Source organism: Acinetobacter sp. CAU_H_78, from assembly GCF_058599365.1.
In genome coordinates, this window is record NZ_CM178652.1 from 1,948,555 (window position 1) to 1,967,966 (window position 19,412).

General features: G+C 44.4%; 17 protein-coding genes. 4 read left to right on the plus strand and 13 right to left on the minus strand.

Features of this window, described 5'->3' with window-relative positions:
* Positions 1 to 4 precede the first annotated feature (4 nt).
* From pstA to AC4MCD_RS09405, 5 genes are all read right to left on the minus strand, one after another.
* Positions 5 to 1,396 (minus strand): phosphate ABC transporter permease PstA, encoded by a 1,392-nt coding sequence (gene pstA / locus AC4MCD_RS09385; protein WP_166137185.1) that lies wholly within the window; start codon positions 1,394 to 1,396, stop codon positions 5 to 7.
* Positions 1,396 to 2,775 carry a phosphate ABC transporter permease subunit PstC gene (gene pstC / locus AC4MCD_RS09390; protein ID WP_166137181.1) on the minus strand — a complete coding sequence of 460 codons (1,380 nt, stop codon included), beginning with the start codon at positions 2,773 to 2,775 and terminating at the stop codon, positions 1,396 to 1,398. Before pstC ends, pstA begins: the two co-directional genes overlap by 1 nt.
* A gap of 103 nt (positions 2,776 to 2,878) precedes the next feature.
* Positions 2,879 to 3,907, minus strand: coding sequence for a substrate-binding domain-containing protein (locus AC4MCD_RS09395; RefSeq protein WP_491875958.1), 1,029 nt, complete (start codon positions 3,905 to 3,907; stop codon positions 2,879 to 2,881).
* A gap of 192 nt (positions 3,908 to 4,099) precedes the next feature.
* Positions 4,100 to 5,473: an amino acid permease gene (locus AC4MCD_RS09400; protein WP_491875959.1), complete on the minus strand. Its 1,374-nt coding sequence runs from the start codon at positions 5,471 to 5,473 to the stop codon at positions 4,100 to 4,102.
* Between the two features lie 27 nt (positions 5,474 to 5,500).
* Positions 5,501 to 7,234 (minus strand): alpha-keto acid decarboxylase family protein, encoded by a 1,734-nt coding sequence (locus AC4MCD_RS09405; protein WP_491875960.1) that lies wholly within the window; start codon positions 7,232 to 7,234, stop codon positions 5,501 to 5,503.
* A gap of 139 nt (positions 7,235 to 7,373) precedes the next feature.
* On the opposite strand from AC4MCD_RS09405, the gene AC4MCD_RS09410 reads away from it, so the two are divergent.
* Complete coding sequence (locus AC4MCD_RS09410) at positions 7,374 to 7,850, plus strand: Lrp/AsnC family transcriptional regulator (RefSeq protein WP_491876854.1); 477 nt, start codon at positions 7,374 to 7,376, stop codon at positions 7,848 to 7,850.
* A 53-nt stretch (positions 7,851 to 7,903) separates the two neighbouring features.
* Here AC4MCD_RS09410 and AC4MCD_RS09415 read toward each other — a convergent pair whose 3' ends face one another.
* Positions 7,904 to 9,334, minus strand: a complete 1,431-nt coding sequence (locus AC4MCD_RS09415) for an aldehyde dehydrogenase family protein (RefSeq protein WP_491875961.1) — start codon at positions 9,332 to 9,334, stop codon at positions 7,904 to 7,906.
* Between the two features lie 290 nt (positions 9,335 to 9,624).
* Here AC4MCD_RS09415 and AC4MCD_RS09420 point away from each other — a divergent pair, with 290 nt between their 5' ends.
* Entirely contained in the window at positions 9,625 to 10,677 is a 1,053-nt protein-coding gene (locus tag AC4MCD_RS09420) for a Rieske 2Fe-2S domain-containing protein (RefSeq protein WP_491875962.1), read from the plus strand.
* A 91-nt stretch (positions 10,678 to 10,768) separates the two neighbouring features.
* On the opposite strand, the gene AC4MCD_RS09425 is transcribed toward AC4MCD_RS09420, so the two are convergent.
* Both AC4MCD_RS09425 and AC4MCD_RS09430 read right to left on the minus strand, forming a co-directional pair.
* The gene (locus tag AC4MCD_RS09425; RefSeq protein WP_491875963.1) at positions 10,769 to 12,301 is read right to left on the minus strand and encodes a pyridoxal phosphate-dependent decarboxylase family protein; all 1,533 of its coding nucleotides are present in this window, start codon (positions 12,299 to 12,301) and stop codon (positions 10,769 to 10,771) included.
* 3 nt (positions 12,302 to 12,304) lie between these two features.
* Positions 12,305 to 13,678, minus strand: a complete 1,374-nt coding sequence (locus AC4MCD_RS09430; protein WP_159123116.1) for a diaminobutyrate--2-oxoglutarate transaminase — start codon at positions 13,676 to 13,678, stop codon at positions 12,305 to 12,307.
* Positions 13,679 to 14,154: 476 nt separating this feature from the next.
* On the opposite strand from AC4MCD_RS09430, the gene AC4MCD_RS09435 reads away from it, so the two are divergent.
* Both AC4MCD_RS09435 and AC4MCD_RS09440 read left to right on the plus strand, forming a co-directional pair.
* Entirely contained in the window at positions 14,155 to 14,856 is a 702-nt protein-coding gene (locus tag AC4MCD_RS09435; RefSeq protein ID WP_004782671.1) for an SIMPL domain-containing protein, read from the plus strand.
* Positions 14,857 to 15,021: 165 nt separating this feature from the next.
* The gene (locus tag AC4MCD_RS09440; protein WP_491875964.1) at positions 15,022 to 15,618 is read left to right on the plus strand and encodes a phosphatase PAP2 family protein; all 597 of its coding nucleotides are present in this window, start codon (positions 15,022 to 15,024) and stop codon (positions 15,616 to 15,618) included.
* Between the two features lie 57 nt (positions 15,619 to 15,675).
* Here AC4MCD_RS09440 and proB read toward each other — a convergent pair whose 3' ends face one another.
* From proB to AC4MCD_RS09465, 5 genes are all read right to left on the minus strand, one after another.
* Positions 15,676 to 16,809 (minus strand): glutamate 5-kinase, encoded by a 1,134-nt coding sequence (gene proB, locus AC4MCD_RS09445; protein ID WP_005234922.1) that lies wholly within the window; start codon positions 16,807 to 16,809, stop codon positions 15,676 to 15,678.
* A 27-nt stretch (positions 16,810 to 16,836) separates the two neighbouring features.
* A complete protein-coding gene (gene cgtA / locus AC4MCD_RS09450) occupies positions 16,837 to 18,042 on the minus strand; it encodes an Obg family GTPase CgtA (protein ID WP_004782712.1) in 1,206 nt (401 codons plus the stop codon).
* A 344-nt stretch (positions 18,043 to 18,386) separates the two neighbouring features.
* Positions 18,387 to 18,620 carry an SPX domain-containing protein gene (locus tag AC4MCD_RS09455; RefSeq protein ID WP_419374437.1) on the minus strand — a complete coding sequence of 78 codons (234 nt, stop codon included), beginning with the start codon at positions 18,618 to 18,620 and terminating at the stop codon, positions 18,387 to 18,389.
* A 126-nt stretch (positions 18,621 to 18,746) separates the two neighbouring features.
* Positions 18,747 to 18,977, minus strand: a complete 231-nt coding sequence (locus AC4MCD_RS09460; RefSeq protein WP_205683241.1) for a hypothetical protein — start codon at positions 18,975 to 18,977, stop codon at positions 18,747 to 18,749.
* Between the two features lie 29 nt (positions 18,978 to 19,006).
* Positions 19,007 to 19,381, minus strand: coding sequence for a winged helix-turn-helix transcriptional regulator (locus AC4MCD_RS09465; protein WP_491875965.1), 375 nt, complete (start codon positions 19,379 to 19,381; stop codon positions 19,007 to 19,009).
* Between the last annotated feature and the right edge of the window lie 31 nt (positions 19,382 to 19,412).

Genomic DNA, 19,412 nt, shown 5'->3' on the forward strand with positions numbered 1-19,412 from the left:
CCTCTTACCAACGGACTTCAAATTTCTTACGTAACCAGATAGCCAGACTGTTCAGGCTCAGCATCATCGCAAGAAGAACAATAATGGCTGCAGCAGTACGCCCTTCAAAGAAGTTACGCAGTTCATTGCCCTGCCACAGGAAGATTTGCACTGGCAATGCAGTTGATTGATCAAACGGCGTTGCAGGCACGCTGGCAACAAAGGCACTCATACCAATTAACAGCAGCGGTGCTGTTTCACCCAAGGCTTGGGCAACACCAATAATGGCACCGGTGAGAATCCCCGGTAATGCGAGTGGTAATACATGATGGAATACAGTCTGGATACGCGAAGCACCTAAGCCCAAAGCTGCCTGACGAATCGACGGCGGAACCGCTTTCAGCGAGGCTCGAGTGGTAATGATGACGGTAGGTAAAGTCATTAAGCTCAGTACCAGCCCCCCCACCAACGGTGCAGAAAGAGGTAAATGCATCCAGCCAATAAAGATCGCTGCACCTAGCAAACCAAACACAATCGAAGGAACTGCAGCCAGGTTATTGATGTTGACTTCTACAATATCGGTAATCCAGTTTTTTGGTGCAAACTCTTCCAGATAAATGGCTGAGGCTACGCCAATCGGGATCGAGATAAAGATCACGATTAGCATCATGAACAGCGAGCCCATAAATGCACCTGCCAGACCAGAGGTGGCTGGGGAGCTACGTGAGTCCGGACTGACAAATATGTTGGTATTAAAGCTATTTTCAATCACGCCAGAAGCTTTCATTTTATCTGCCAGTTGGCGGACTTCAGGACTGAGCTGCTGTTGTTCTGCGGGTAAATCACGGTCGATGTTTCCTGCCAGCCAGACATCGACATTGGCATCAGCCAGAATTTTAACTTGCTTTGTCTGTCCAACCAAAGCCGGATCATTCAGGACCATATCACGCAGGCGATAAGCTTCTGAACTGGTGTATAACGTACTAAGCTCATCACGCTGTGCTGCCAGTTTTGCATCACGGGCTATCATGCCATTCACGATCAGCGCTTCCCAGTCCACCATGCCGACATCCATTTGCCAGCTGATCATACGCTCTTCAAACTGCGCCGGAGATTCGCTTTCTCTTTGTACCGGTTTTGCTCCGATATCAACAATGGCCGGATCAAAATGAATCGGCAGGCTCATGCTGCTTTGCCAGAATGCCGGTAGACCTTTGGCCAGAATGCTGCCAAACAGCAAAACGACAAAGAATAAACCAGCCAGTACCGCTGAAAAACCAAACCACTTAAAAACCTTTTCCCGGCGATGGCGTTTTGCCAGCGAGTTCTGAATGGTCTGTTTGCGCTGCTCACGTTGTTCAGCTGCCACAGCAGGATCAATGGACTGATCTAGGGGTGTGGTGTTTGAAGTCGTCATTAGTCGTATTGCTCACGATATTTACGCACAATTATCAGTGCAATAATGTTCAGTCCCAGCGTAATTACAAACAGGGTTAAACCTAAGGCAAATGCCACCAGAGCTTGCGGGCTGGCAAAGTCAGTATCACCCGTTAGCTGATTGACAATGGTAATGGTAACGGTAGACACAGCTTCGAGTGGATTACCATGTAGCTGCGGGCTGTTTCCTGCCGCAAGTACCACAATCATGGTTTCGCCAATAGCTCGGGAGGCTGCTAGCAGGAAGGCGCCAATGATGCCCGGTAAAGCTGCAGGAATAACGACCTGGCGAATGGTTTCTGATTTGGTTGCGCCCAGACCGAGTGATCCGTCACGCAGGGCACGCGGCACCTGGGTAATAATGTCATCAGACAATGAAGACACAAAAGGAATGATCATGATGCCCATCACAAAGCCCGCAGTCAGTGCACTGGTGGCATTAATATGAATACCGACCATTGCGCCCAGTGACTTGATAAATGGGCCAATGATCATCAGGGCAAAAACCCCATAAACAATGGTCGGAATACCGGCCAGAACCTCAATGGTCGGTTTGGCCCAGGAACGGAATTTTGGCGAGGCATATTCAGCCAGATAAATTGCAATCATCAGGCCGACCGGAACTGCAACCAGCAAGGCAATACCACTGACCATCAGTGTGCCCCAGAGCAGTGGCAGCAAACCATAACTGCCCTCCGCATTACCCGAAGTACTAAAACCCGGGTCCCATACTGTGCCAAAGAAAAAGTCGATTGGACTGACAAAGCTAAAGAAACGCATGGCTTCGCCAAACATTGACATCACGATGCCGAGCGTAGTCAGAATCGCGACACCCGAGCAAAGTGCCAGGCCAATATTAATGGTTTTCTCAACCTGATTACGTGCTCTTAACTGGGAACTGATGCGCTGCTTGGCCCAGACCAGTCCTGCCAATGCAGCTGAAATGACCACGGCCAATTTGGCATAGGTGCCAATAACAGCAACTCGCGCCAACTGCTCTGCCGCTGCCAGTTCATACGGCTGTGGGGTATCACTGACACCAAAACCTGATGCAATAGCCTGCACCCGATCTACCACTACACCCAGGCTGGCCGGATCAAGTCCTGCAGAGATTTGCTCAGGTAAATGATTGAGTACCACCTGTTCCAAAATACTGGGTTCCACCAGATTCCAAACCATCAAAATTAAAAATGCAGGGATGCCACACCAGAGTGCTACCATCGCCCCGTAGTAACCTGGACGTGAATGCAGTGCTGCGGAATTATTGCCCTTACCTGCTAGATGACGACTTTTAGTCAGTCCGATTTGATAGGCGATGGCAATAATCGCCAGAAGTACGCCTATGAGTAGCAGATTCATGTATTCTCCACTGGTTTCTCAATTTTCATGGTTCGAAAAAACCTGTTTATCACGAAACGCCGATGACAGGTCACCCCATCATCAGCGATTGAAGCAAGGTGAATTACTTCACCACTACCGCTTTACCTGCTTTAAAGTTAGCCAGTACTGCTGCGCGCTCTTTGTCTGACATTGAAATCAGGCCAGCTCTCTCAAGCTTGGAACCTTTACCAGAAACTTTCTTGTTCAGGAAATATTCAGTAAATTGTTGCAGGCCTTTGATTGATTTCAGGTGCTCGCCTTTCACATAGAAGAACAATGGACGAGATACCGGATAAGAACCATTCAGAATCGTATTTTCAGAAGGAGCAACGTTGTTGACGGTTGCTACACGTAGCTTATCGCGGTTTTGATCGTAAAAGCCCAAGCCGAATACGCCAACAGCGCTCGGTGAGGTTTTTAAGCGTGCCAAGGTTTCAGTATAGTCACCTGAAATTTCAACAACACGGCCATCTTTACGGAAGCTGGTACATGCTTTTTTCTGTGCATCTTTCGCTAGAGCCTTAATAGCAGCATACGATTTACAACCTGCATCCACCATCTTCTCCTGGAAGACTTCGCGCGTTCCATGATTCGAAGCCGGAATTACCAGCGTGATCGGCTCATTCGGTAATGATGAATCGATTTGGTTCCAGCGAGTATATGGGTTAGGTACCATTTTACCCTTAGCCGGCAACTCTGCCGCTAATGCAGCATAAACATGCTGTGGACGTAATTTGTATGCCGCTTTTTTGGCATTTGAAGCAAAGACGATGCCGTCATAACCAATCTTGATTTCGAGAACCTGGTTCACACCATTTTTCTTACATTCTGCCAATTCAGAGCTTTTGATCTGACGTGAAGCATTGGCGATATCAATGGTGTTATCCCCTACACCATTACAAAACTGTTTTAAACCACCTGAAGAACCGCCAGAACCGACAACCGGAGTTTTGAACTGAGGGAAAATATTGCCAAATTCTTCAGCGACAATACTGGCATAAGGCAGAACGGTTGAAGACCCTGCAATCTGAATTGTATCTCGTGCAGCATTTGCTGTAGTTGCTGCAGCCCCGGTTAAAGCTAAAGCTAAGGCAATATTGGTAAAGCGCATTCTGGATCTCTCTCATTTATTAAAATTTCGAGTACACCACTTTTGATTCAGTTGAGTACCTGTTTTCGATACTCACATTTTGATTTTGGAATATGACAGACAGGTTACAGCTTTATGACGTTTTAATGATAATTAAATAGACAGTTAGCACCTTATGGACATAAAAAAAGACCCTGTTCAGGGTCTTTAAGTTTAGTGACTTGATTCGGGCAATAATACTGGTTTTCGACGATATTTCATCACATAGAGCACACTGAGAAACAGCAACCAGACCGGCACCAGCGCAACAGCAATCTGCATCTCTTTCGTCAAGCTCATGATCATTAAAATCATGATGATAAATGAAATCGTCAGGTAATTACTCCAGCGGCCAAACAGACTTGGGAATGCGGTCGTCTGCTGCTGTTCCTGCATGGCTTTTCTGAATTTCAGATGGGTCAGTGAAATCATCAACCAGTTAATGACCAGCACAGAAACCACTAGCAGCATCAATATTCCAAAGGCTTCACCGGGCATGAGGTAGTTCATCAATACACAGATTCCAGATACTGCCGCTGAGAATAGAACTGCATTGACCGGAATACCACGATGATTGATTTTTTTTAAGAATGCAGGAGCATTTCCCTGTTGAGCCAACCCTAATAACATACGGGTATTACAATAAATACAGCTGTTATAGACTGAAAGAGCCGCAATCAGAACCACAAAATTCAATACATTGGCCACCCCCTGACTGTTCAGCGACTGGAAGATCAGTACAAATGGACTGCCACCCTGCGCCACCATGTTCCAGGGATAAAGACACAGTAAAACACCAATCGCACCGATATAGAAAATCAGCACCCGATACACAATCTGATTGACCGCTTTAGGAATTGTCACTTGCGGATTTTTGGTTTCACTCGCCGCAATCCCGATCAGTTCCAGACCGCCAAATGCAAACATGATGACCGCAAGAGCCATCAAAAAGCCGCTTCCCCCTTCAGGAAAAAAGCCGCCATATTGCCACAGATTGGCCACACTGGCCTGCTCACCCGCTGAACCACTAAAGAGCAGATAGAGGCCAAAGCCAATCATGCTCAGAATGGCAACAATCTTGATCATGGAAAACAGGAACTCACTTTCACCAAAGAATTTGACATTGACCAGATTGATGCCGTTCATGAGCAGGAAAAATGCCAGTGCCGTGAGCCAGGTCGGAATCTCCGGCCACCAGAACTGAACAAAAGTACCAATTGCACTCAACTCAGCCATACTGACTAATACATAGAGAACCCAATAGTTCCAGCCTGAAATAAAGCCTGCTTTTTTTCCCCAGTATTTATTGGCAAAATAACTGAATGAACCACTGACCGGTTCATGCACTACCATTTCACCCAATTGGCGCATGATCAGAAATGCAATGATGCCAGCGATGGCATAGCCCAAAAGCACTGATGGGCCTGCCAGCTGAATCGTATGTGATAAACCTAAAAATAATCCTGTACCGATCGCTCCGCCTAAGGCGATTAACTGGATATGCCGGTTGGAAAGCTGTTTTTTTAATTGATGATCTTCAACATCCATATTGTCACTCCTTGTGAACAATTTTTTTTAATTTCTACATTTTGCTAGATTGCCTTTTTTGTAGGGAGGTGTATTCTGCTCGACTAGCTGCTTATAACCATATTCACCATAGTCATAGCGTGCCACGACTTCAGCAAACTGTTTTAAGCGTTGTGGAGCATCCATACGTGGAAGTTGCAGTTCAATCAGACATAATTCCTCAGCCTGATGAACTTGTGCGAGTGTACGCTTTAATTCTGCCGGGGTTTTCACTATATGAGCCTGATGCGGAGTATCAGCAGAAAAGACTTGAGCAAACTGGCTGTATTTCCAGTTCTGAATATCGTTGTACTTGGCATTTTCACCCATGATCAAACGTTCAATGGTATAGCCGCCATTATTCAAAATAAAAATTACAGGTTTTAAGCCTTCTCTTAATAAGGTAGAAAGCTCCTGAATGGTCAGCTGAATCGAACCATCTCCAATAAAGAGCAGATGACGGCGCTGAGGTGCAGCAAGCATACTGCCAAGCAAGGCAGGCAAGGTATAGCCGATTGAACCCCAGATCGGTTGAACCAGATACTTGGCGGTCACCGGCAAGGTCAATCCTGATAAACCTGCATTGGCAGTGCCCACTTCTGCCACAATCACATCATCTTCCTGCAAGAATTCAGAAATCTGCTGCCAGAGTGCAGTTTGGCTCAGCGCAGTATTTTCTTCGAGCTGTTGAGTTTGTAACAATGGTTTCGGTGCAGGATTAAAAGTACGTGGTTGATCATCTAAAGTCTGTTTTGAGATGGCTTGAATCAACTGAGCTAAATCCAGTCCACTGATCATCTGTCCATCTAGACAAAGACAGGAATCCGCCAGATACAGCATATTTTGTGCGGATACACGATGTGAGAAAAATGCGGTGGCCACATCGGTAAAACGTGGTCCAATAGCGATCAGGCAGTCCGACTGTTCCACCAACTGACAAGTCGATGCTGCGCTTGCTGCACCTGCATAAACGCCCGCATATAAGGGGTGACTTTCATTCATGATATTTTTGGCAGTAGACAGGCAGGTATAGGGAATCTGCATGCGCTCAGCCCAATTTTGCAGCATATCGGTGAGCTGGAAAATTTCTGCTTCATTGTCAATGAGCAGGACTGGCTGACGTGCCTGTTTGATGCGTTTGGCTATTCGTGCCGCAGTGTCTTGCAGAAGTTTTGGATCACTCTGTGGACGGCTCAGATCCAGAGGCTGCTTGGGCACTTTAATCTGAAGATGGGTAATATCCGATGGAAGCTGAATATGAACCGGTCGACGCATCAATATACATTGCTTCAATACCCGGTCAATTTCACTCACTGCATTGGCTGGAGTCAAACGTGTCTGTGCCACGGTAAATTCGCGCATGCAGTTCATGATATTGTCATAATCGCCATCAATCAGGGTATGGTGTAACAAAGCACCCTGTTCTACGGCATGCAAAGGCGGAATACCGGAAATATGCACCATGGCAACCTGCTCGGCATATGCACCTGCAATGCCGTTAATCGCGCTCAGGTCACCCACACCATAAGTGGTGAGTAAAGCACCGACACCATGTAGACGTGCATAGCCATCTGCTGCATACGCCGCATTGAGCTCATTACAGTTACCGATAAATTCCAGTTTTGGATCAATTTCGATCTGTTCTAAATAGGAGAGATTAAAGTCACCTGGTACACCAAAAATATGCTGAATTCCTAGCTCTTGCAGGCGCTGATTAAGGTACTGACCAATTTCCATAAACATTATTATTTTCCCTATCACTTATCATGCTTCAATTACAGAATATTGCATTTCATTTTCTGATTTCGTGCATAATGCAAGTCACAATGATTCAAAAACACATAAAACGTGTATCGGATAAGGATTCAATGCAATGGATGCAATGGATAAATTTGACTGGAAAATCATCCAGGCTTTGCAAAAAAATGGGCGCCTGACGAATCAGGAAATCGGAGATTTAATCGGTTTGTCAGCCTCTCAATGTTCTAGACGGCGTCAGCTGCTGGAACAAAAAGGAATTATTTTAGGTTATAGTGCCTGCATTCATCCTGAAGCTTTGGGAATTGCAGTTTTGGCTATGGTTCAGGTCAATCTCAAAACACATGACGCAGCAGCGAAGATCGCTTTTCAACAATTGATTGAAGAAGAAGAAGAAGCTATTCAGGAAGCTTTTTCTTTAAGTGGTGATGCAGATTTCATGTTAAAAGTAGGTGCCAAAAATCTGGAAATGCTGGCAAATTTTGTGACTGAAAAATTGCTGAGCTGTAATTTTATTGGTCATATCAAATCTTATATTGTCTTAAATAAATTCAAGCAGTTACATTTTGATTTTCAGGCTGCCCGCCTTTTATTACGTTAATATGTCTTAAGGTAAAAGAAAAAAGCTCAAGTTAAACTTGAGCTTTTTTTGATTTAATTTTTATTGATATGAACAACCTGCTGAATCGTATTTTCGAGCAGACCACTTAATCCGAACTGGGCACCGATGCCTGAATGCTTCCATCCCCCAAAAGGTACATGCGGGAAAATCTCACCATGCGTATTGATCCACGCTGTACCACAACTCAGTCGCTGTGCAAACTGCTGCGCCTGCTCCAGATCTGATGACCAAATCGAACCACCTAAACCAAAATCCGTATTGTTGGCTTCAGTCAGTACTTCTTCAATATCATGATAACGGATCAAAGGTAATACCGGACCAAACTGCTCTTCCTGCACCAGACGGCTATCTGGGCTCACATTGGTCACGATTGTCGGTGCAATAAAATAGCCTGTATCCGGTAGATTCTGACCAGATGTCATTACCACTGCCCCTTCATCCTGGGCTTCCTGAATCATGGCCTGAACTTTTTGGTATTGTTTAATATTTTGTACCGGACCAAAAGTAGTCGTTTCAGCTAAACCATAGCCCAGAGACTGTTGCTGTGCGACTTTCACTAATTCCTGTGCCAGTGCATCATACTGGCTGTCATGCACATAAAGACGCTTCAACGCTGCACAGGTCTGGCCCATGTTGATAAAAGCTCCATCAAAGATTCGGACTGCCATTGCCTGAATGTCGGTATCTGGCAAAACAATACCTGCATCATTGCCACCAAGTTCCAGTGTCAGATGTTTGAAAGTCGCGGCTGCATTTTGCATGATTCTTTGCCCAGTCGCAGTTGAACCGGTAAATACCACTTTGGCAATTGCAGGGTGACTGGTCAGCTTGGCACCAACTTCGCCGCCACCTGTAAGTATAGATACGACTCCAGGTGCAACTTCTTGCTGAATCAGCTCACCGAGTCGAAGGGTCGACAATGGGGTAAATTCTGAAGGCTTATTGATCACCACGTTGCCAGCGCGAATTGCCGGCATGATATGCCAGACAGCAATCATCAAAGGCCAGTTCCATGGAGTGACCGATGCCACAATCCCTAAAGGCCGATGATGCAGTTCGATCCGTTTATTGGCATCATCCTGTAAGATTTCAGTTTCAATCTTGAGTTCTGCCTGATAGCGGGTCCAGGCAATGGCCCCACCGACTTCAAATTCAGCCAGCGCATAAGGTTTGCCCTGCTCCTGCACCACTAAACGCGCTAATTCTTCCCGGTGTTCTTCAATACGATCCGCAATACGATGCAGAATTGACTGTCGCGTTGCATCATCCGTATTTTTCCATTGGTGAAAAGCCTGCTCGGCACTACGGATGATGTCTTCAACTTGTGCTTCTGAGGGAGAGGAACACAGTGCCAATACCTGCTCATCAGCAGGATTGATCACCACAAAACTTTCGCCACCGCCTTGTACCATTTTTCCTTGAATAATACAGCCAACGGGTTGGGATACATGCAAATTAGTCATCTCTTCATCCTGAATCAGATATTTTTGTTGTTCCCTGACATTAGCTGATTTTATCTGAACGGAGCTTGCATATCACATTAGGCATAAAGCCCTAAATACACATTTTGTGCATGAAAAATAAAAGAAGCATTTTTCGGAACTTTAAATATTGCTTCCTTTAATTTTTTTGCCTATAGCTCATTCCTCCTTACATCCTGTTCGAATTTATGCAACAGGATGTCCTGATCTTTGAAATTTCGTAGAACATCACATTGGCCTATATTGAAATAAAGAATCACAGTGATAGCGCCATGAACAGCACAACCATTCCAGTTTTCAATCCCGATTTACCCATTCACATGACATTTGAAGAACATGACTGGCATCTCCTAGCTCAATATTGGTATCCAGTGGCCTTAGCCCGTGATATTTCCGAACAGCCGTTAGGGACAATGTTGCTAGATATGCCACTGGTCATTTACAAGATGCAGGATGAACTAGTTGTGGCCAAAGATGCCTGTCCGCATCGTGGTGTGCCTTTAAGTCTGGGGAAAAATGATGGTCAAGGCATCGTCTGTCCTTATCATGGCTTGCGTTTTGGTACACAAGGTAAATGCAACCGTATCCCTGCCCATCCACAGCATAAAATTTCAGATCGGTTTCATTTACGGACCTATGCGGCTGTAGAACGCTATGGTCTGATCTGGTGTTCACTGACAGCTGACAAAGATGCTGAACCGAATATTCCAGTGATGCCTTATTGGAATGATGCAGATTATCAGCAACTGGTTTGCCCACAAGTCGACATCAAATGTTTTGCTGGCAGACAGCTAGAAGGCTTTATTGATGTCGCCCATTTTGCCTGGGTACATCCGGATACCTTTGGTGATCCAGATGATGTCGAAGTCCCGAATTACATCACAACAGAAACTGAATATGGTTTCAGTGCCGACTATATCAGCAGTGTCGGCCGTTATCCGATTGGGTTAGATCAGCGTGGTCAGGAAGATTTTAAATGGTTGAGACATTTTGAAATTAGCCTACCCTTTACCGCGACCCTGACCATCCATTTCCCTAATGATGCTAAACAGGTGATTATGAATGCTGCTTCACCGATGACCGCCCGTCAGACCCGACTGTTTGCTCCTATCTGTCGTAACTATGATAAAGACTTACCCGTCGAAGAAGCCTATGATTTTAATCTGAAGATTTTTGAAGAAGATCGCCTGATTGTCGAAAACCAGAAGCCCGAATTTCTACCGCTTGACCTATCTCTGGAAGCACATTTCCCGGCAGATCGCAGCTCCAGCATGTACCGTAAACTATTAAGAAAAAAAGGCTTTAGTCCTTTATTTGCAGCTTAATTTTATTTGAAGCTGATAATGATCTATTTACATATCGAAACCCAATAAAAAAGGAGATCTTAACGATCTCCTTTTTTCCACCTGCAACCGCTTATGCGATTGGCGGCGTATAAGTACCATCAGCAATTGAATCCTTGATACGGTCCGCTTCTGCAAGCACAAGTGCCAACAGGTTCTTCACATTTTCAAGCGTTGCAACCGGGCTTAAAGTCGTCATTTTCAGAGATTGCACCTGACCAACTTTAGTGACGCCAATATTCGCTTCACCACGTGCAAACAGTTCATCTGCCACGTTCTGGTTCAACGTATCGATAAACTCAGCCGGATAGCCTTCTGGTACCACACGGAACAGTACGGATGCAAACTGAGGTTCAACCAGCAGCTCCAGCCCTGACGTTGCCTTGATGTAATCTGCCACCTCACGGGTCAGATCCACACCGTGGTCGATCATCGAACCATACAGTTCTTCACCGAGTGCTTCTACGGTCATCCACAATTTCAACGCGTCAAAACGACGGGTCGTTTGCAGAGATTTCGATACCAGGTTCGGTACGCCATGTTCTTCGTCATATGCCGAATTCAGGTATTCTGCTTCATAGTGCATGAAACGATAGTTCGCTTCATCTTTCAGCAAGAACGCACCACATGAAATGGTCTGGAAGTAATGCTTATGGAAATCCAGTGTCACAGAATCAGACAGCTCAATACCATCCAGCATAGAACGATAGTCATTCGACAGAATCAGTGCACCACCCCATGCTGCGTCGATGTGCATCCACGCGCCATACTTATTGGTGATTTCACGAATCTGTTTCAGTGGATCAATCGCACCAGCATCCGTTGTACCCGCTGTTGCAACCACACATGCCACGATTTTGCCTTCAGATTGAAGATGCGCCATGGTTTTTTCCAGCGCATCAACATCCATCTGCGCATTTTCGTTCACAGGTACAGTCACCACAGACTGGAAGCCCATGCCCATCATCGCCATGTTCTTTTGCACAGAGAAGTGTGCATTTTCAGAACAGATGACTTTGACATTACGCATTGCATCCGCAGGGATACCATCACGCTGAACAGACCATGGATTGCCGTTTTCGTCTTTCCAGTTTTTCGCGATGCAGGCATCACGTGCAAGTAACACGCCCATCAGGTTGGATTGCGTACCACCAGAAGTGAAAACACCTGCCTGACCTGAGCCATAGCCGACTTTTTGGCGTAACCAGTCAATTAGCTGCACTTCCATCAAAGAACCCGCTGGGCTTTGATCCCAAGAATCCATGGACTGGTTAGTGGCATTAATCAACACTTCCGCGATCTGGCTAGTGACCATCGTCGGGCAATGCAAATGCGCTAAAGAATGCGGATGATGTACTTTCAAGCTCTTGTTGAGGAATAGCTCAACCATACGCTCTAAAGATTTTTGTACACCCAGGCCTTCTTTAGAAGGATTGAACGCAATTGCGCTACGCAATTCCTTGATGCTACCGCCAGTATACATTTTGTCGTTTTGCAACCATGCTGCAACCGCTTTGGTCGCCTGATCCATCGCCGACTCATAGTCAGCGATAGATGCAGCATCATTGCAGAGTAACGCTTTACGGTGTTCTGCAAAATCTACCATGAATTACGCGCCTCGAACTGCGACTAGAGCTTCAGCAACCGCTTTCTTGAAGCGAACCAGAACTTCTTCACACTCAGCTTGAGTGATGATTAATGGGCAAAGTAAACGGATTACTGTACCGTTACGACCACCTTTTTCCAGCAACAGTTTGTTGTTGAAACAAGCGGTTTGAATTGCTGCAGCCAATTGGCCATCAGCAGGGAAAGAACCCATATGATCCGCTGGTTTACGCTCGTCGACGATTTCAACACCGATCATCAGACCGCGACCACGTACGTTACCGATACATGGGAATTCAGCCGCCAGCTTTTTCAGTTCAGCTTGTAGGAAATCACCACGTTCTTGTGCATTTTGCGCAAGATTTTGTTCTTTAATGGTTTGTAGAGTCGCAAGACCTGTACCCATTGCCAACTGGTTACCACGGAAAGTACCGGTGTGGCCAGCAGGCTGCCATGCATCGAACTTACGTTTGATACCCAGTACTGCAAGTGGCAAGCTACCGCCAACAGCTTTAGACATGACAACCACATCAGGTTCGATCCCTGCGTGTTCGAATGCAAACATTTTGCCTGAACGCGCAAAGCCTGCTTGAACTTCGTCAAGAATCAACACAATATTGTGTTTTTCAGTCACTTCACGGATTTTCTGCAACCATTTTACAGGTGCTGTTACCACACCGCCTTCACCTTGAATTGCTTCAAGAATCACAGCTGCTGGCTTGGTTACACCGCTTTCGACATCTTCAATGAAGTTTTCGAAATAATAAGTCAAAGCATCAACACCCGCTTCACCGCCTAGACCCAATGGGCAACGGTATTCATGCGGATATGGCATGAATTGAACGCCTGGCATTAAACCATTCACCGAGTTCTTCGCAGACAGGTTACCTGTCATTGCCAAAGAACCGTGAGTCATACCGTGATAGCCACCAGAGAAGCTGATCACTGAACTACGGCCAGTAAAGGTTTTGGCTAGTTTAATCGCTGCTTCTGTTGCATCTGCACCAGATGGACCACAGAACTGTAAGCAATATTCTTCTTTGCCACCTGGCAGGTAAGCAAGAAGTGCTTCAGTAAAAGCATCTTTTAAAGGAGTTGTGAGATCCAGCGTATGCAATGGAAGACCGCTTGCAAGTGTGTCCTGGATACTTTGAATGACCGCAGGGTGATTATGGCCTAATGCCAATGTCCCTGCCCCAGCTAAACAATCAAGGTACTCCGTACCTTCAACATCGGTAACCCAGCAACCTTGTGCTTTCGCTATCGCTAACGGTAATTTACGTGGATAACTACGCACATTCGATTCCATCTGACTTTGGCGAGTCAAGTAGTATTCGTTTGTGGAATTGGTGGCAGGATTTACAGAAGAAACGCTCATATCGAATTACCATCTCTGATATGGGTTGAAAGAAATAAGTCTGGTGACTTGCGGTCGTTTGACTCGGTGCTTTATATAATCTAGTTAGACAATTTTCTATTCAGTAACTAGGAGAGGCGGATGATACAGTTTTTTTCAGGAAAATAAACAACTTTTAGTATCAATTTGCCTCGACTGTTATTGAAAAAATATATCAAAAAATGTTGCTGTCTAAATTATCAACTTTATGCATAGTAATGACAAGGAAGCCTAAACATTTTATGCAATTTTGTTGTCATGAATACAACAGTGTAATTATTAAACAATTATCTCAATAAGTATATAATTTTCATCACATTTGGTTCCGATATATCTACAATAAATAAAATATATTTTTAACAATCCAACGACAATAATTTCGGAATATCAACACATTTCCACCTTAGTATTTTATGATCAGCACAAGGCCAACAATTCCACTAAAACAGGACAACAAAATGCGTCTTTCTTCTTTTTCAGCGCTTGCTTTGCTCGGCGCATTATCTTCTGCCGCTTTCGCAGCTCCTGAAGAAACCTTGAATTATAATGTGGTGAATATCTCGGCAGAAGCCAGTCGCGATATTTCCAATGACCTGATGAATGCCAATTTATTTGTTGAAAAATCCAATAAACAGCCCGCTGAGCTTGCAGCACAAATCAATCAGTTGATGACGCAGGCCATTAATACTGCTAAAAAATATCCTACGGTAAAAATTGAAACCGGTTCACAGCATACCTATCCAGTCTATGACAACGACAACCGCAAGTTAAGAGAATGGCGTGCTCGTGCGCAGGTACGGATTGAATCGACTGACTTTAAAGCCGCCTCGCAACTGATTGCTGAGCTACAACAGAACTTCCAGACTGAATCGATTAACTTCACAGTATCTGAAGCAAAACGTAAAAAAGTAGAAAATGAGCTGATGCTTGAAGCTTCGAAAAACTTCCAGCAACGTGCGCAAAGTCTGGCGCAAGCCTGGAACAAACCGGGCTATCAACTGGTGAATCTGAATATCAACACCAATAATTCGGGTTATCCACCTGTGCCACGCATGGCGATGGCCAAATCTGCTTATGCCGAAGCAGTTCCAGAACAGGAAATGGCAGCAGGTGAATCCAAAATGACCGTCAGTGCTAATGGTTCTATTCAGTTTAAATAAGTCTTAATGAAATTATTCAGACGCTTAAAAACCACCCTTTTGGGTGGTTTTTTATCACTTGAATATTCTGTGAAAAATCAATGCTACAAATTCATACAAACTCAGATATGAATTGAGCTTTGATCGATTTAGAGTAACGGACATTTGTGTCAGCCCTCTCTCCTCATGTCACTCGATCAACTGAACCTATATCTGTTTCATCTTCTCAATGTACCTGACCAAGCCTCGATCTGGATGATTAACTATGCCAGTCTGATAGCGCATGATCTAGTGTATTTATTTCTGCTGATTTTTGCTGTTGCCTGGCTGCGTGGCAGTCGTGAAATCAAAACAGGGATTATTAAAGCTGTGATCTTCACAGCGATTACTTTGACTATTAGCGAAGTATTATCTGCCATTCTAAACACACCCCGCCCTTTTGTCACGGAAGTTGGCCGAACCCTGATTGAGCATGCACCTACAGGTTCATTCCCAAGCAATCACATGAGTATTTTTAGCGGAATTGCCCTTGCTTATTATTTCTCAGCGCAACGTGATTTGGGACGAATTCTAGTGTGGACAGCCTGGTTAGTAGCCTGGTCACGGATTTATGTCGGAGTGCATTTCCCGATTGATATGGCCGGTGCTTTTATCATTGCATTGGTCGTGAATCTGGCTGGCTTACCAATCTGGTGGAAGTACCAAGACAAATTAATGAATTTTATTTTGATGATTCACAAATTTCTGTTTGCACCGTTTATTCGAAGGGGTTGGGTTAAATAAATATTTATAGCCATAAAAAATCCCGCTCGAAGCGGGATTTTTTTATATTTTGATAGCTTAGTAAATCGCCATATGATTGCGATGAATCATCTCCAAAGAACGTGCTTCACCTAAGACCTGATGGACTTTATCCGATGCTAGACCTTTCACGATTTCTGCTGAACGTGAACTGAAGTTGACACGTCCTACAGCAATACGGTGACCTTGTCGATCGACACATTCCACTACATCACCACGATCAAAATGTCCTTCTACGGCTTTGACACCGACCGGCAACAGGCTACGGTGATTCTCTTTGATAGCCTTAACCGCACCATCATCAATCACCAGACGACCTGCAGTTTGCAGATGCGCTGCTAACCATTGCTGATGTGCTGTCATACGGTCATCATCAGTGATAAATAATGTACCCAACATTTCACCCGCCATCAGACGCGATAAAACATTGTCACTATCACCACTAGCGATCAAAGTTGGACAACCAGATTTTGCAGCCAGACGTGCCGCACGGACTTTAGTCAGCATACCGCCACGACCAAATTTTCCGCCGCCGCCTGCCATATCAAACAGGCTTTCATCCATGGCACGCACGGTATGAAACAGTTTGGCATCCGGATTAGAACGTGGATCCGAGTCAAACATGCCTTCCTGATCAGTCAGGATAATCAGCAGATCAGCATGCACCTGACCTGCCACCATCGCAGCTAAGGTATCGTTATCACCGAAACGGATTTCATCAGTAGAAACCGTGTCATTTTCATTAATAACCGGAATTACATGCCAGTCAATCAGGTGCTGCAAGGCATCACAAGAATTCAGATAACGACGACGGTCTGCCAGGTCATCATGAGTCAATAATACCTGAGCGGTTTGAATACTGTGTTTTTCCAGCACACTTGACCAGGTCTGGATTAAACCCATTTGACCAATGGCAGCACAAGCCTGAAGACTGGGTAGATCGGTGGGTCGATTCTCAAGTTTCATTCGAACCATACCTTCAGCCACAGCTCCGGAAGAAACGAGAATAATCTCATGTCCGGCATTGTGTAGATCCGCGATTTGTCCCGCCCAATGCGAGATGGCATCTAAATCTAAACCTTGCCCGTTTGCTGTGAGTAAAGATGATCCGATTTTAACAACGATTCGTTTACAACCCTTGAGCTGACGTTGCCCATCTACCACTTCTATCATCTTGTCCTCAGACTTATCTTTAAAAGATTAACGTACGTAATATACTTCTACGTCGCTGTCGTCATCATCTTCATCATCAAAGTCATCGCCGCCCAGACGTTGAGCGCGACGCATTTCACGATAAGCTTCTTTCGCAGCAATCGTTTGTTCACGTGTTTCAGCTTCAAGCTGATCACGGAATTCTTTCATCTCTGCTGCGTATTCAGGATCTTCAACTTCGCGTTCGCGTTGCTGCTCGATTTGATCCATCAGGTAATACACCACATCCTTAGTGCCTTCAGCCGTTAAGCCTGAAGTTTTAAAGACAGGACCTTCCCACTGCAATTCTTCAAGAATGTGATTACACCATTCATCGCGAGTATCTACAGCAAGCTGATCGACCTTGTTCAGAACCAATACCACTGGTAATTTTGAAAGTGTTGGGGAGAATTTTTGCAACTCATTCAAAATCGCTTTGGCATTGTAAGCTGGATCTGAACCGTCAATCGGTTGAACATCGACAATGTGAAGCAGAATACGGGTACGTGCCAAATGTTTCAGGAAGCGAATCCCGAGACCTGCACCTTCTGCCGCACCTTCGATCAGACCTGGAATATCCGCCATCACGAATGAACGGTGACGATCCGCATCCACTACGCCCAGGTTAGGTACCATGGTCGTAAACGGATAATCTGCAACTTTTGGTTTTGCTGCAGAGACTGCACGGATAAAGGTTGATTTACCTGCATTTGGCATGCCGAGCAAGCCAACATCAGCCAGTACTTTCAGCTCAAGGCGGATTTCACGGAATTCACCTTTGGTACCATGTGTACATTTACGCGGAGAACGGTTGGTTGATGATTTGAAGTGGGTATTACCCAAACCACCTTGGCCGCCATGTGCCACTAATACTTTCTGGCCGTCTTCAACCAGATCTCCAATAATGTCGCCAGATTCACTATCTACAATGGTTGTTCCCACAGGAACTTTTAAAATAACTGATTCGCCACCACGACCAGCACAGTTTGCGCCAGCACCGTTTTTACCACGTTCAGCGCGAAATTTACGGGTATAACGATAATCTACAAGGGTACTCGTGTCGTCGTCAGCCTGAATATAAATGCTGCCGCCACGACCACCATCACCACCATCTGGACCACCAAATGGTACGAACTTTTCACGGCGAAAACTGGCTACGCCATTGCCACCGTCGCCAGCCTCTACGGTAATGACTGCTTCATCAACAAAGCGCATAATGCCAATCCTCTAAAAACTTTAAAAACCGCCTATTCTGCCATATTTTAAAGCATTTCTCGACTATATTTATTGGGCTTTCCATGAAGAAGACCCAATTTAAGATTATTTTATATTATTCAAGCAAAAAGCTGATACAGATTGACGATTTATCAAGAAATTATTGTGAGGAACTTATACAAAATAAGAATTATAAAAATGTTTTCACTTATTTCAGAATTGCGGTAATTCTTCTTATAGTTTAAGCATCTTTATTTTTATAGTTTTACTTTTTTCAATTGAATTGCTTTAACTGATCAACAGATATTCAGAAAACCATGAGTAAACTAAGAGGTTTCTTTATATTATTTTTCATAAAGCGCATATTTCATTAGCTCTTCGCATAAATCAACAAAAATATCTCCTAACTCCCTTTTCAACATGGGTATATGAGAATAAATATTTGTAATATTCTCCGGCTTAAGAAGACCTGAATAGTGTGAATAAAACCCTAAAGTTTTCTGTTCAAACAGCTGGATCTTTTTTTCTAATTCCTGATCTTTAGTTGCCTCTTTTAAAAACTTGAATGAACTTAGCATATTTATTCTTAAGCTATAGAACTCATCTATAAGATTTTTAGCTTTCTTAAAATCTATATTTTTGACCCAAAATCCTGTTAAAATTTTATTATTTATTCCTTCTATTTCAATCGTTAAAATTGCAAGCTATTTAGCTTGTTCTGCTATAACCTCACTACCTTTTTGTTTTCTCCAACTCGTATAAGTCATCAATACTGCTATTGGAGCAAGGATTGAAGCTGACCAAAGCAAAAGATTAGTCGCTAAAGTGAGATCAACTTCTAAAAGCTGAAAGATCGCATAAATAGCGATGCATAAAGTTAGGATAATTGCGTACACTGCCAATAATCGAGCAACTAGATTTTCTGACTTATCCATTTATTGCTTCCCCAAAAGCAATTTAATTTTTATTTAGTAACACGCTCTTTATTTTCCAAAATCTCTGGCAAACTCCGCTCTACCCAGCCAATCAAATAGTTTATTTTTTCTGCTGCTTGCGAACCGGTAATGGTCAATTGATATTCAACTTTGGGCGGCACAACGGGATAAACCGTTCTTAAAATAAAACCATCTTGCTCCAGCATTTTTAAGGTTTGCGCCAGCATTTTTTCACTGACCCCTTCAATTCGCTGCTTCACCTCACTAAAGCGATGTACACCCTCACTTAAACAGCGCAATACCAGCACTGACCATTTATTGGTGAGATGTTCCAGTATTTCACGGGATGGACATTCATTCGATAGCACCTGTCCCAGTAATGGACTGATTGCATATTTGGTCATTGAAGAGTTCCTTTCTTGATCACAATTTTTA